This is a genomic window from Weeksella sp. HMSC059D05 (assembly GCF_001809725.1).
GTDB lineage: Bacteria > Bacteroidota > Bacteroidia > Flavobacteriales > Weeksellaceae > Weeksella > Weeksella virosa.
In genome coordinates this window covers 94,695-108,963 of sequence record NZ_KV798550.1, presented here as the reverse complement: position 1 = coordinate 108,963, position 14,269 = coordinate 94,695, and the positions used below count along the sequence as shown (strand labels likewise).

Genomic DNA, 14,269 nt, shown 5'->3' with positions numbered 1-14,269 from the left:
AATCACTATTTGAATGTCGATTAATTCATTTTTCAAATTCTTTACACCAAAAGACAAAACCTTTTTTCCGATATTCGACGATGCATCTGCAAGTCTAATCGAGTTGGCTGAACAATTGCACGAATTAGTAAATGTAGGCCAAGAAGAGCGAGAAGATTATTTAGTAACGATTACTAAATTGGAAACCAAAATAGAAGTGCTTACTCAGAAAACGAATATCGAACTGAGTAGAAATTTCATTACCCCATTTGATCGTGAAGATATTTACAATCTTATCCGTTCGATAGATTACGTTGCCGATAATTTGAATGGCGCTGCAAACCGCATAAAAATTTATCAGGTAGAAAAAATCACTAAATCTATTTGTAAGTTGACACAAGTAAACTTAGAAGCTTGTCAACTGATAGGAGAAGCGATTTCTGATCTGAAAGAGCTGAGCAATATCCCAAGAATCTATGAGATTTGCGAAAGGATCAATAAATTAGAAAACAAATCTGATCGTATTTTTGATAAAGCGGTAGAAGAAATTTTCGAGAACGAAACCGATCCTAAGAATATCATCAAGTACAAAGAAATGCTTTCTTCTCTAGAATCGGCGACAGACAAATGCAAAAGTGTTGCCAACGTTTTACAAGCTATTGCCGTAAAATATTCTTAAGCTTAACTTAAGTCACAAACTGTATGGAAATTTTCAGTAAGGTGATGCATCACAACACAGATATGATGACTTCGAGAGCAGGATTTATCCTTTTGGCGGTGATCATCCTTTCGTTTGTTTTCGACTATATAAACGGTTTCCACGATGCGGCAAACTCAATTGCAACCATTGTCGCAACCAAAGTTCTCTCTCCATTCCAAGCCGTTTTATGGGCTGCCGTTTGGAATTTCGCTGCGTATTTTATCTCGGTTTATTATATCGGAGAATTCAAAATAGGGAATACCATTGCCAAATCTGTCAGCGAAAATTTTATAACCTTAGAAGTTATCTTAGCCGGAATTATTGCCGCAATTTCATGGAATCTTTTAACCTGGAAATTCGGGATCCCGTCTTCTTCATCACATACCTTGATTGGTGGATTTATTGGCTCTGCCCTCACCCACGCATACATGGCAACTGGTTCTTTGGCCGGCGTTGTGGTCTATGCCAAAGTAATACCGATATTTTTATTCATTTTCTTAGCACCTTTCGTCGGAATGGTGATTGCAAGTATTCTCACCATCTTGATTATGAATATCTGTCAAAAAGCAAAACCTGCTCGAGCAGAATGGTGGTTCAAGAAACTCCAATTGGTTTCTTCTGCCCTTTTCTCCCTTGGGCACGGAATGAATGACGCTTAAAAAGTAATGGGCATTATCGGTGCAGCCGTAATTTTCTATCACATGAATGTAGATTTCGATCCTGCTTATGTACAAGCTGAAGATAAATTCCAATATTTCGTAGAACATTGGGGATGGGTACCGATTACATCATTTATTGTAATCGCTTGTGGAACAATGGCAGGTGGATGGAAGATCATCAAAACCATGGGATCCAAAATTACCAAAGTAACTCCTTTAGAAGGTGTTGCCTCTGAAACAGCGGGAGCTATCACCCTTTACATCTCAGAACACTTCGGGATTCCGGTTTCTACAACCCATACCATCACTGGTTCTATTATCGGAGTTGGAATGATAAAACGCGTATCAGCGGTTCGTTGGGGTGTAACAATCAGCCTTCTTTGGGCTTGGGTTCTTACAATTCCTATTTCGGCGATTGTTGCTGCAATCATCTATTATATTATTAGCTTATTGTAAAATGTTTCGGTAGGATGAAATACCAAGCCGAAAAAACAACAAAAAAAGACCGAACGATTTCGGTCTATTTTTTTATAACTCGTCTAAAATTCTCTAATTTTCTATCGTTTCTTCTTGAAGTTGATTCTTGTATCGTTTTCCTTCTATTAATCTTTTATCTGCCCAAATCGTACCGCCTGGGATGATTGCCGAAACAAAAAAAATTCCGAAAATCTTCCAGCTCCAATTATACTTTTCTTTCAGAAAATATAAAATCACCACATAGGCAATAAACAAACCTCCGTGAATACGACCAGTATGCGTAACCCAAGTCGGATTATCAAAAATATATTTTATTGGCATTGCAACAAAAAATAATGCTATCGCCGAAATGGCTTCGACAAATCCCACAACCTTAAATAATTTTAACATAATTTTTTTTATAAATTCGATTAAATATACTTTCTTTCCTCGAGAACAAAACTAATAAATATCGTTCAACTACATACTTTAAATAAACTTAACACGTTTTCTAAACATCATGATTCGATTGTTATCTCTTCTTTGGTTTATTTTTTGCCTCTTTGTGTTCAATTTTCTCTGCGCACAAACACAAAAAACCTTTCTGTTTTATGATTTTCAATCATCAGCAGAAAAACCTATTTTCGAGAAAAAGATCGAATCGGGAAAATGGCAATCCACCCTCGATTCTCTTGTAAAAATTGGTTATTACACCTTGCAATTAGACTCTGTAATCGATCAGAAGGTTTATCTGAAACGTGGTAAACTTTATCAAAATATTTGGGTAAAGAATAATGAGTTATTCCAGAACAAAAACGATTATTTCCCTACCAAAAATCTCGATTCGATCATTGCATACTTCAATCAAAAAGAAGTAGACGAAGGACGAATTTTTTCGAGTATAGTGGTAGAAAGTAAAGGGTTTGAGAACAATGAGTTGCAGGTAGAATTACACAGAAAGCAAGCAAAAAAACGTACCATTGATGGGGTGAAGTTGGTTGGCTACGAGAAAATGTCGCGAGGATTTATCAAACATCAACTGCAAATTCGAGTAGGAGAGACTTTCCGAGAAGATAAATTAATCACGATCCAAAATGAAATTCGTCAAAACCAATGGATCCGGGAAACCCGCTCACCCAACGTAATGTACCAAGAAGACTCTACCTATATTTACTTGTACACTGAAAAAATAAAAGCAAATATTTTCGATGGGATTATTGGTTTTGGTACAGACGAAGATGGTAAATTTAGGATGAATGGAAACCTTAGCCTCGAACTGAATAACAACTTCAATGCGATGGAACAAATTCGGCTGAATTGGATAGGAACAGCAGCCAAAAATACAACTCTTGATATTCGACTGAAATTCCCTTATCTTTTTGGCAGCAAAATAGGAAGCGAAACCAACTTCAAACTTTTCAAACAAGATAGCGTATTTGTTAACACAAATTTGCAAGAAAGATTTTTTTATCAATTAACTCCACAATCGAATATTGGTGTTAATTTGGGCATACAATCCTCTAACTTTGTTCTCGAAGAATACCCGACGATTGCAACAAATTACGATGATTATCAGAAACTAAATCTAGGTCTAAGCTATGATTATTTTCAAGGAACGGATCAAGCAATTCTAGAAGGTAAACAACGCCTGTATACCGTGGTTAACTCTATCCGAAAGAAAGAAAAAAACCTCGTACACGATGATCAAGCCGAAAACCAAACGAGCAATCAGTACGAAATTGGACTCGAAACCTATCGCCTATTTCGTCTTGGTAAAAAACACTACCTGAAAGGTCGGTTTAACTTTTACGGATTGTTCGACAAAGCGAATCATTTTGCAGAAAATGAACTTTACCGAATCGGTGGTTTTGGTTCTCTCCGAGGTTTTAATGAAGAAAGCATTACCGCAAATCTTTATGCGACGGTTTCTGCCGAATATCGTTTCTTGCCAAATGAAGCTTTTTATATCGCACTGTTTAGCGATTACGCAAGTATACAAAATAAACGAATAAACGTACAAACCAATCTTATGAGTTTGGGAACAGGAATTGCTTTTCTGACCAAATTAGGGGTTTTTAATATAAATTATGCAGTTGGCAAAACCGGAAATTTACCTTTTGACTTTAAAGACTCTAAAATCCATTTTGGGATTATCAGTAAATTTTAACTTTTATTTTTTTTCAAAAACTTTTACCATAATGCCCTAAAAAAGCTCTAATTTGCCAAAAATTAATAAAGAATAAACAATATGAAAAAAATTATTCTATCGCTCATAGTTCTTACTTCTACAGTGAGTTTTTCTACACAACTACAAGCACAAGACGACTTAGTCAACTCTCTAAAAAATCATGCAAGTGAGAACAGTAAAGCCTCATTCCAATTCACCGAAATCATCAATTTAGCAAAAATGCCTATCCAGAACCAAGCATCTTCGGGAACTTGCTGGTCGTATTCTGGGAATTCTTTCATCGAATCGGAAATGATTAGAATGGGGAAAAAACCTATCCAATTATCTCAAATATTTACGGCAAGAAACGCCTACATGGATCGTGCAAAACAATATGTTCGTTTGCATGGAGGAATGTCGCTTGGCGAAGGTGGAGTTTTCCATGATGTAATGCGGGTTTATGAACAATACGGTGCCGTACCACAAGAAGTATATTTGGGCTTGAACTATGGAACCAACCATAATCAATTTGCAGAAATGAGTGCAGCAATGGAAGGCTTTCTGAACGGAATTATTAAAAACCCGAACGGGAAATTAACACCAGCTTGGACCGCTGCCTATGCCGGAATTTTAGACGCTTATCTTGGGAAATATCCTGCTAACTTCGAGTACGAAGGCAAACGGTACACACCAAAAACCTTTGCTCAGGAACGCGTCGGAATTCAACCACAAGATTATTTAGCAATTTCATCGTTCAAAGCCTATCCGTATTATCAACAATTTATCCTACCAATACCAGACAATTGGGCTTTGGGTGAATATTGGAATGTTCCACTGAAAGAAATCGTTACGATTATCGATAATGCCCTGAAAAATGGTTTCACGGTAGCTTGGGCTCAAGACGTATCGGAAAAATCTTTTAGTTGGAAAAATGGGATTGCCTATGTGCCGGAAAAAAACTTTGCAGACATGACGGAAACCGAACGCAAAGAAATGTTCAATGGGCCAAAACCAGAACGCACTATCACCGAAGATATGCGCCAAGAAGCATTCGATAATTACGAAACCACAGACGATCACGGAATGCATATTGTTGGCTTGGCCAAAGACCAAAACGGGAAAGAGTATTACATCATCCGCAATTCTTGGGGAACAAGTAACGATTATAAAGGATATATGTACGTAACTAAAGCCTATGTAGAATACAAAACGTTGAATATTTTGGTTCATAAAGATGCAGTACCCAAAGCTATCCTATCGAAACTGAAATAAATTTCGGTCTCCCTTTCTATACTAACCCATACTTATTTGCGTTAGTATAGAAAGCTTGATCAATAACAATCAAAATAAACAGAGAAAACCCATGAAAAATTACGCTATTTTAACGATATTGGCACTTTCTTTTTTCGGACTGAATGCTTGTAATAGTGATGATAATGCTGGAGAAAACTCATCGCCGCAAACTAATCTTATGCCTCAAAAATTTACCTATGCGGGCAAAGGTTCTGAGATTTTTATGTACAATAACGATAAAAACATCACGAAATATACCTATAATGTTGGCGACGAATTCTACCAATATTCTTTTACTTACATCAACCAAAAATTGGCCAATGTAATCTATGAAGATCTGAACAATTCTAAGAAAGAATACATTGTTTACTATGAAAGCGAAGGAACCATAAAAATTGAAGAAAAAGTTCACAACGCAGTTATCGAAACCAATTATCTGAAAATTAATAGTGACGGAAGTTTACGTGGTGATCTCGAAGGCAATAGTTTCACTTATTCTAACGGGAATTTATCGCAATGGATCTCTGATGGCACTGTGAAATTATCGTTTGATTATTATACCGATCAGGCTTCGTACTTCAGAAATGTACGTACTCCATCTTGGGTCTTTACTTTCTTTAAATTACACACCTTAGCCAAAAATAAAAATCAGCTAAAATCGTTCGAAGATGAGAAGGGAGCAATTACAAATTTTACCTATAGCGATTATCAAATAGAAAACTTCCCTAGAAATATAGACATCTCGAAATCAAATAGTGACGAAGTTGAAGCCGTGAAAGTAACGTATACACCAACAACAACCCACTAATTCGTGGCAAAACATCACATAAAAGCATAAAAAATACGCCGAGCATATTTGCTCGGCGTATTTTTATAATCTAAGTAGTGAGATTAATCTTCTTTAATCATTGCTTCATTAATGACGGCAATTAACTTTTCGGTGATTTCATCGATATCACCTACCCCATTGATTTCTACCCACTTTCCTTGTGCTTTATAATGCTTAGCAACCTCAGCTGTTTTGGTATAATATTCTGTGATACGATGACGAATAACTTCTTCATTCACATCGTCTGAACGACCACTTGTTTTACCTCTTTCTAGAAGACGTTGTACTAAGACTTCATCATCTACAACCAAAGCTACGGTAACCGTTACTTCTTCATTGAATTTTTCGGCGAGGATTTTGTCCAATGCTACTGCTTGTGAGGTTGTTCGGGGATAACCATCGAAAATATACCCATTCGGGCTTTTTCCTTTATCCAACTCATCGCTGAGCATCTGGGTTGTAATTTCATCCGGCACCAAACTACCTTTGTCCATGTATGCACGAACTTTTTTCCCTAAATCAGTTTCATTTTTTAGGTTATAACGGAATAAATCTCCGGTAGAGATCTGTGGGGTTTGATATTTTTGTTCTAAAAATTTCGCTTGTGTTCCCTTCCCGCTTCCTGGAGGTCCGAACAATACAATGTTTAGCATTTTGAGTTTTATTTTTTTTATGATTTTATTTGATAAATATCTGGAAGGTTTCGACCAAAGCCATCAAAATCCAATCCATAACCAACAACAAATTTATCCGGTATAGATAGACCTACTAAGTCGACAACTAGATCTTTTTTGTAAGCATCTGGTTTAAATAGTAAGGTAGCAATTTTCAGAGATTTAACCTTTTTTTCTGTGAGAATTTTATGCAATTCTACCAAAGTATTTCCGGTGTCGACGATATCTTCTAAAATAATTACATGCCTGCCTTCTACCGAAATAGGAATATCCATCTGGATTTTTACTTTACCGGTTGTCTCTGTGCCTTCGTACGAACTTAGTTTTAGAAAAGAAATTTCGCATTCTCCAGGATAGTGTTTTAGAAAGTCACTCATAAACATTACTACACCATTCAATACACCAACAAATACAGGAACTTCGTCTTTGTATTCATCGTAAATTTTGTTGGCCATATCGATTATAGCATGTTCTATTTCTTCGAATGCTATGTAGGGAATAAATCTCTTCCCGTGTATTTCAATTTCTTTCATAGATGTTATAAGTTCAAATATACTATTTTGAATATTTTAAATAAAATTTATTCTCAATTTAATTAAATCGTCATTGAGAAAATTCTGGTTTCGGGTGCATTTCTCAGCAAATGTAAATCGAATGCCATGCATACATTTCGTACAAACGGACGTCCCTTTTCGTTTACAATCAGTTCGTTTTCTTTTATTTCTATCAAACCATCTTTCACCATATCTTCTAATAAGTATAGCGCTTGAGATAAACCGTCGAATTTTTGCTCTGGATGCTTCCAAGAGGTTTGTAAATTACACATCAAATTCAGGATATGGCGGCGAACAATTAAATCTTCATCGGTAAGGATATGTCCTTTGAAAACGGACAATTCTCCTCTATTAATAGATGCTTCGTATTCTTCTACCGTTTTCTCATTTTGTGCAAAACTATACCAAGAGTCGCTAATGGATGAAACGCCTAAACCAATCATCAGTTTTGTTTTGGATGAAGAGTAGCCCATAAAATTTCTGTGTAGGGTATGATTCTTCATCGATTGATACATCGAATCATGTTCCAATGCAAAGTGATCCATTCCGATTTCGAAATAGCCCATGTCTTCGAACATTTTCTTACCTTCTTCGTACAAAGCTCTTTTCACTTCTGGCGATGGAAGATCTTCATCTTGGAAACCTCGCTGTCCTACCCCCTTTATCCAAGGTACATGTGCATAGCTATAAAAAGAAATCCTGTCCGGATTTAGTTCTCTTGTCAATTGTATGGTTCTGATCATCCCACTCATCGTTTGATGCGGCAAACCGAAAATCAAATCATGAGAAACCGACGTAAATCCTATTTCTCGCGCTTCTTCGGTTGCTTTTTTCACCGCTTCGAAGGATTGCACTCGATTGATGGCTTTTTGCACTTTTGGGTCATAATCTTGTACGCCGTAAGAGATTCTTTTAAAACCTAAATTGTATAAAACTTGCAAATGTTCTTTGGTTGTATTGTTTGGATGACCTTCTAAACTAAACTCGTGACCTTCTGCAATATCGGCATAAACAAAAATTCCGTCGATTAGCTTCTTGAGGTTTTCCGGAGAAAAAAATGTTGGCGTTCCTCCTCCCAAATGAATTTCTTTAATTTTTGGTCTTGATGAAAACAAATCCACATACATTTTCCATTCTTTGAGAACGGTATCTATATAAGGTATTTCTACCGAATGTTGTTTGGTTATTCTCTTGTTGCAAGCACAAAAAGTACAAAGTGATTCGCAAAAAGGTAAATGGATATAAATCGAGATTCCTTCTTCTTCGTTACTCTCATCAAAAGCGCGCTGAAAGGTTTCTACCCAACCGCGCTTACTGAAATTATCATTGTCCCAAAACGGAACGGTAGGATAACTCGTATAACGTGGTCCTGGAATGTTATATTTTCGAATTAAATTATTCATTTTCTTTATTTTATATCTCAACTTTCGTGAAATATTGTCGTATGAATCAGAAAAAATCATGTACCTAGATTTCCTGATTATTCTGTATTATTAAAATAAACCTCAACAAAATAAACCTTATCTATAGAAAACCATGTAGATATTCCTATTATCGGTTAGTTAAAGGTTTTGCCATCGATTAGTGTATTACAAAATTACTTGACGTATTTTCACTAATCTTGTTAATAGTTCTTCTAGTTTATCTAATTGCAACATATTCGCACCATCACTTTTTGCACATTTTGGATCAGGATGCGTTTCTATAAATAAGCCGTCTGCGCCCACAGCAATTCCTGCTTTGGCAATGGTTTCTATCAATTCTGGTTTTCCGCCAGTTACACCAGAAGCTTGATTTGGTTGTTGCAAAGAATGCGTAATGTCTAAAATTACGGGTGCGTAATTCCTCATCACTGGAATACCTCTATAATCAACGACCAAGTCTCCATAACCGAACATCGTACCACGCTCGATAATCGCAACATTTTGGTTGCCTGAATCGGTTACTTTTTGTACTGGGAATAGCATAGATTCGGGCGAAAGAAATTGGCCTTTTTTCAGTGTAACATGTTTCCCAGTTTTTGCAGCAGCAACTACCAAGTCGGTCTGACGAACCAAAAAAGCAGGGATTTGTATTACATCTACATATTGGGCTGCCATTTCTGCATGCCAAGGCTCGTGTATGTCGGTAGTTGTCGGGATATCGAAAGTTTCGCCAACTTTACGAATAATCTCTAATGCTTTTTCGTCTCCTATTCCTGTAAAACTATCAATACGTGAACGATTTGCTTTTTTAAAAGATCCCTTGAAAATATACGGTATCGATAATTTATCGGTCACTTCTACTACCTTTTCAGCAATACGAAGCGCCATCGATTCATCTTCTATTGCACAAGGGCCAGCAATAAGAAAAAAATTCGGAGAATCTTTATGTTTAATCTTTGATAAAGTTGCTATCATAGGTGCAAATTTACGCAAATTTACCGACTTATTTTTTATAAATTTGTCTGTACTTTATCATTCTTATTTATTGTTTGTATGGATTTTGTCTCGAACCTAGAGTTGGCTGATATTTTCGGTTATCTTGCTTCTGTTTTCATTATTTTGGCTTTTTTCTTTTCTAAGATTACCATTATCAGAATTATTAATGCTATTTTGGTTGTGTGTACTTTTTGATTTATGCCGCTATGGTCGAAGCCTGGCCTGTTCTTATCCTAAATGCAATTCTATTTTTTTTTGTACAGGTCTATTAGATTACTTTTAAACTAGGGAAATAACTTTTTTATAAAAACCTTAAATTTTGAAAATTTTATCTGCCGTTTTAAACAACATAGAAACCGATCAACGCCTAGACAAAGTTTGTCGCTCTCTCCTGAAGTTTGGGTATGAAGTAGAACTAATTGGTGCCACACTAAAAGGAAAACCATTACTCGACAAGCCTTATGCAACTCATCTAATCGAAATGAAAAACCAACATTCGATGAGCATGTATGCAGAATTCAACAAAAAACTACTTTTCACCTTACTCAACAAAGTAGATAAAGAGACAATTCTTTTGGCAAATGATTTGGATTCTTTATTGCCTTTCTATTTGGTAAGTAAATGGAAAAATTTACCACTTGTTTTTGATAGTCACGAAATTTTCTCAGAGCTGCCTTCTTTGCACAATCGACCGAAAACTAAAAAAGTCTGGAAAACTCTTGAGCAATTTCTGCTTCCGAAAATAAAAAACTTCTATACCGTAAGTGATAGTTATGCAGCTTTTTTTGCAGAGAACTATCAAGTGTCACCAAAAGTTGTGCGCAATGTTCCGACTAGAATTCGATTAAATCAAAAACAAAATCATATTTTCTTTCCGCTTCCACCAAATCCCACCAATAAAAATGTAATTCTTTACCAAGGTGCAATCAACATGAGTCGGGGGATTGATAAAGTGATTGAAGCTTTTCGTCATCTAGATAATGAACAGTTATGGATTATTGGCGATGGTCCAAAGAAACAAGAATATGAGCAACTTACCCAAAAGCTTCAACTTACTGATAAGGTATTTTTTCTTGGTAGAATAAAACCAGAGTTACTAAAAACCATCACACCTTTGGCCTCGATTGGTCTTAGTATAGAAGAAGATTTTGGTTTGAGTTATCGCTATGCACTTCCCAATAAATTGTTTGATTATATACAGGCGCAAATCCCTATTTTGGGAAGTCCTTTACCCGAAATAAAAAAAATCATCGAGCATTATCAGATAGGTTTATTGATTGAAAATCATACGCCTGAACATTTAGCGAGCAAAATCAAGGAGCTTTTGAACAAAGGCCGAGAGCCTTTTCTCGAACAACTTATGCTAGCTGCTAATGAATTGTGCTGGGAAAATGAAGAGCTGGTTCTAAAGGAAATATTCGAGCAAATAAAAGTATAGATTAACCAAACATATGTCTACTCTTCTTCTTTTTTATAAATATGTGGGTTTTCTACGATTCCTTTCTTAAAGATTTTCCGAACACCCATCCGTAGTGCATTATCTACTTGCAACACCTGATCCAAAATCTTCTGATCTGGTCTACCTCTGAAGGAGGTTACATGAAATGAATCGGTTTGGCGCAAAGGTTCTTTAGAAAAATAATAATTAGATACACACTTCCTATAACCATCGTACCTCACTGGAGAGACCGAATGCAAAGAGTCGTTATGGGTTGCCATTACCGCTAATCGATTGAACCGGCTTACTATTGTTATTGGATCATTTTTCAATCCATTTGGCCACACTTCTAAATTCCCTCCATAGTCTTCTTGCCAATCTGGCGATACATAATACAAGAGATTGAGCACGCGCCATAACTCCCGTTTTGCGTCATGGGAATTATCCAAATGAGGTTGTAAAAATTGGTTTTTCCCCATCATAGATAAACCTCCTGCATACAGTGAACTATCGGGAAAAGGTTGTTTTATTTCGCATATTTCGGCAATCAAATCCACTATACGTTTATCTTGAAAAGCGTATATTATTTCTTCTAATATTGGGTCGTATTCATTCATTTGTACCGCAATATATTTATCTTCTTTTAAGCTTTTCTTCAAAACCATTTTATCTTTGGTCGGGAATTTTTCGTTAATTTGCATAGCCCATTCTTCTGGCAATAAATCATCTACCCAAAAATAACCAATGCTATCTTTTGACTGATCGTATTGTTGTTTGATCGATTTTTTATTTTGTTCGATTTTCTCTACTATCAGATCTGCAAATTCTTTTCTTTTCATCTTGACGGGATTATTCTCTAAAGGTAAGAAAAAATTGAATCTAAAATCTTTTCTGCATTATTCCGATCACTCAAATATGTTTCTAAGGTAAGTCGATAGTCATCTGATGCATCGAACCCTCGATTTCTCAAATCCTCTATTACCTGAAGCAACTCTTCTTTGGTAGTTACTTGCACACACATTTTAGCAATTCGTTTATCATCAATCACATTATGATTAATCACCGAAAAACGACTATTAAACAAAGCGTTGACAACTTTCAGCTTCGTTCCAGATTCCTGAAAAGACCAACTCAGATTGAAATGTGCACGGTGAAATAATTCGATCAAATGCTGAAAATCTCTCAACCGAACAAATCGGATATTAGGTCGATTACCTATTTGTTTTTTCACCCAATCTTCCTTTATACTCGAGGCAATCCACAACGGATAATCGGTTTGAGAAAAAACATCTATCAAAAAAGTTACTGCCGCACGATTATCGGCCGCTCGCAAGTCACCATGATACAAAGCAAATTCACCAAAACCTTTCAGATTAGAAAATTTCTCATTTCCATGGAAAACAGGCACAAAGGTTCCTTTGTTATAAGTTTTTTTGATATAATTTTGTTCGAAATTCGATAATGTAAACACCTCATCAAATTGCCCTAGAATCGCTTCGTATCGAATAAACTTTTTCGATTCTTGATGAAATAATTGTTTTTTGATTGGATTGGTTTCTGTTCTAGACAAACCGTCGAAATAATTTTGTTCGATATTATGTAAACGCAAAAACTTGGGATAGTCTTCTAGACCAGGAAAACGTAAAACGTCTGTAGTTTTCATGCTTTCGAAAAAAATCGGAGCTTTGATTGACAAAATGTTTTCTAATAAACATTTTCCATTTCTCGAAGCAACCGAAAAAGGCTCTTTCCGAAAAAAATATTTCGGGTATTGTTTAATAGGATAATAAAATACTTTTTCGGCATACTGAGCCAACTCTTTTGGTAGTTTATTATCAAAACCAAAAACATGTAAATAAATTTTCACACCCAAATCATGAAAGCTTTTCAGCTTAAAAAAAACATCAATTACTCCCCCATAATTTGGCGGGTAAGGTTTATCCATACTTACAAAATGCAAGGTTATATCACGGTACATGACTTGTGTTTTAGTGTACAAAAAAAAGAGTCTACACAAATGTAAACTCTTTCTATAAATATTGATGGTGATTTTATTTTATTTTAATTGACATCTAGCATTTCGGGTGTCAATTCGATTACTCTTCCATTTTCGCACTTCAACATTCTCGATGGGTGTTTACGAATTATATCATAGTCATGTGTAGCCATCAGCACAGCACAATTGTTCTGCTTAGATACCGACAAGAGAAGATTCATAATCTCGTTCGATGTTTCTGGATCCAAATTTCCTGTTGGCTCATCAGCCAAAATGAGCGAGGGTGAATTGAGCAAAGCACGCGCAATAGCAACCCTTTGTTGCTCACCTCCTGAAAGGCGGAAAGGCATCATTTTTTTCTTAGACAACATCCCCACACTATCCAAGACAAAATCGATACGATCTTTTATTTGTTGAGAATTTTTCCAGCCGGTTGCTCGTAAGACAAAAGTAAGATTTTGTTCGACACTTCGATCAGTAAGTAACTGAAAGTCCTGAAACACTATCCCTAAATGTCGTCGTAAATCTGGTATTTTACTAATTTTCAGTTTTTTCAGATCATATCCTACAACAGAAGCATTCCCAGACTCCAATGGTAAATCACCATAAAGAACCTTCAAAAGACTACTTTTACCGCTTCCAGTTTTACCGATAAGATAGACGAATTCACCTTCTTGCAACCTTACATTTACTCCACTAAGCACCAAATGATTACGCTGATAAACTGATGCATTTTCGATTTCTATTACATTCGTTATTTCTGACATTCTTCTTCTTTGATAAACAAATATAAACAAAAAAAGCTTGAAAGATTATCTCTCAAGCTTTAAAATTATTAATAGAAGCTATTATCGTTTAGCTCTAACTTCGCTAATCGTCAATGCTTTTCTGCCTTTTTTTCTACGATTTGCTAATACTCTACGACCGTTTTTAGTCGACATACGCTCACGAAAACCGTGTTTGTTTCTTCTCTTTCTGTTACTTGGTTGAAATGTTCTTTTCATCTTTTCAAAGTTTGGGATCCATTACTCGAATGGGGTTGCAAATATACTTTTATTTTCTAATACTATGATAAAAAATTAGAAATTTTCTTCATTTTTAATC

At 35.8% G+C, this 14,269-nt stretch carries 14 protein-coding genes and 1 pseudogene; 6 read left to right on the top strand and 9 right to left on the bottom strand.

Going from position 1 to position 14,269, the window contains the following annotated elements; translation table 11 throughout:
* Positions 1-13: 13 nt before the first annotated feature.
* Positions 14-658, top strand: coding sequence for a DUF47 domain-containing protein (locus HMPREF2660_RS10065; RefSeq protein ID WP_070487048.1), 645 nt, complete (start codon positions 14-16; stop codon positions 656-658).
* A 44-nt stretch (positions 659-702) separates the two neighbouring features.
* A pseudogene (locus tag HMPREF2660_RS10060) lies at positions 703-1,794 on the top strand (anion permease).
* 93 nt (positions 1,795-1,887) lie between these two features.
* Here the strand turns inward: HMPREF2660_RS10060 and HMPREF2660_RS10055 are convergent.
* On the bottom strand, positions 1,888-2,205 hold the full coding sequence (locus tag HMPREF2660_RS10055) for a DUF3817 domain-containing protein (protein ID WP_013598456.1): 318 nt from the start codon (positions 2,203-2,205) through the stop codon (positions 1,888-1,890).
* A 109-nt stretch (positions 2,206-2,314) separates the two neighbouring features.
* On the opposite strand from HMPREF2660_RS10055, the gene HMPREF2660_RS10050 reads away from it, so the two are divergent.
* The 3 genes from HMPREF2660_RS10050 to HMPREF2660_RS10040 all read left to right on the top strand — a co-directional run bounded on the left by HMPREF2660_RS10050 (position 2,315) and on the right by HMPREF2660_RS10040 (position 6,062).
* Entirely contained in the window at positions 2,315-3,961 is a 1,647-nt protein-coding gene (locus HMPREF2660_RS10050) for a BamA/TamA family outer membrane protein (protein WP_070487046.1), read from the top strand.
* 81 nt (positions 3,962-4,042) lie between these two features.
* Complete coding sequence (locus HMPREF2660_RS10045; RefSeq protein ID WP_070487045.1) at positions 4,043-5,233, top strand: C1 family peptidase; 1,191 nt, start codon at positions 4,043-4,045, stop codon at positions 5,231-5,233.
* Positions 5,234-5,324: 91 nt separating this feature from the next.
* Positions 5,325-6,062 carry a hypothetical protein gene (locus HMPREF2660_RS10040; protein WP_141743592.1) on the top strand — a complete coding sequence of 246 codons (738 nt, stop codon included), beginning with the start codon at positions 5,325-5,327 and terminating at the stop codon, positions 6,060-6,062.
* Positions 6,063-6,145: 83 nt separating this feature from the next.
* On the opposite strand, the gene HMPREF2660_RS10035 is transcribed toward HMPREF2660_RS10040, so the two are convergent.
* From HMPREF2660_RS10035 to kdsA, 4 genes are all read right to left on the bottom strand, one after another.
* Entirely contained in the window at positions 6,146-6,736 is a 591-nt protein-coding gene (locus HMPREF2660_RS10035) for an adenylate kinase (RefSeq protein ID WP_070487041.1), read from the bottom strand.
* Positions 6,737-6,753: 17 nt separating this feature from the next.
* A complete protein-coding gene (gene hpt, locus HMPREF2660_RS10030) occupies positions 6,754-7,290 on the bottom strand; it encodes a hypoxanthine phosphoribosyltransferase (protein WP_013598451.1) in 537 nt (178 codons plus the stop codon).
* Positions 7,291-7,352: 62 nt separating this feature from the next.
* Positions 7,353-8,714 (bottom strand): oxygen-independent coproporphyrinogen III oxidase, encoded by a 1,362-nt coding sequence (gene hemN / locus HMPREF2660_RS10025; RefSeq protein ID WP_013598450.1) that lies wholly within the window; start codon positions 8,712-8,714, stop codon positions 7,353-7,355.
* Positions 8,715-8,900: 186 nt separating this feature from the next.
* Entirely contained in the window at positions 8,901-9,710 is an 810-nt protein-coding gene (gene kdsA / locus HMPREF2660_RS10020) for a 3-deoxy-8-phosphooctulonate synthase (RefSeq protein ID WP_070487039.1), read from the bottom strand.
* A gap of 340 nt (positions 9,711-10,050) precedes the next feature.
* Between kdsA and HMPREF2660_RS10015 the strand changes: the two genes are divergently transcribed.
* A complete protein-coding gene (locus HMPREF2660_RS10015) occupies positions 10,051-11,169 on the top strand; it encodes a glycosyltransferase (protein ID WP_013598448.1) in 1,119 nt (372 codons plus the stop codon).
* A 17-nt stretch (positions 11,170-11,186) separates the two neighbouring features.
* On the opposite strand, the gene HMPREF2660_RS10010 is transcribed toward HMPREF2660_RS10015, so the two are convergent.
* The 4 genes from HMPREF2660_RS10010 to rpmH all read right to left on the bottom strand — a co-directional run bounded on the left by HMPREF2660_RS10010 (position 11,187) and on the right by rpmH (position 14,169).
* Entirely contained in the window at positions 11,187-12,008 is an 822-nt protein-coding gene (locus tag HMPREF2660_RS10010) for a 2OG-Fe(II) oxygenase (RefSeq protein ID WP_070487037.1), read from the bottom strand.
* A 17-nt stretch (positions 12,009-12,025) separates the two neighbouring features.
* The gene (locus HMPREF2660_RS10005) at positions 12,026-13,147 is read right to left on the bottom strand and encodes a hypothetical protein (protein WP_070487036.1); all 1,122 of its coding nucleotides are present in this window, start codon (positions 13,145-13,147) and stop codon (positions 12,026-12,028) included.
* Positions 13,148-13,230: 83 nt separating this feature from the next.
* Entirely contained in the window at positions 13,231-13,932 is a 702-nt protein-coding gene (locus HMPREF2660_RS10000) for a cell division ATP-binding protein FtsE (protein WP_013598445.1), read from the bottom strand.
* Between the two features lie 81 nt (positions 13,933-14,013).
* Positions 14,014-14,169: a 50S ribosomal protein L34 gene (rpmH, locus tag HMPREF2660_RS10820; protein ID WP_013598444.1), complete on the bottom strand. Its 156-nt coding sequence runs from the start codon at positions 14,167-14,169 to the stop codon at positions 14,014-14,016.
* Positions 14,170-14,269 lie beyond the last annotated feature (100 nt).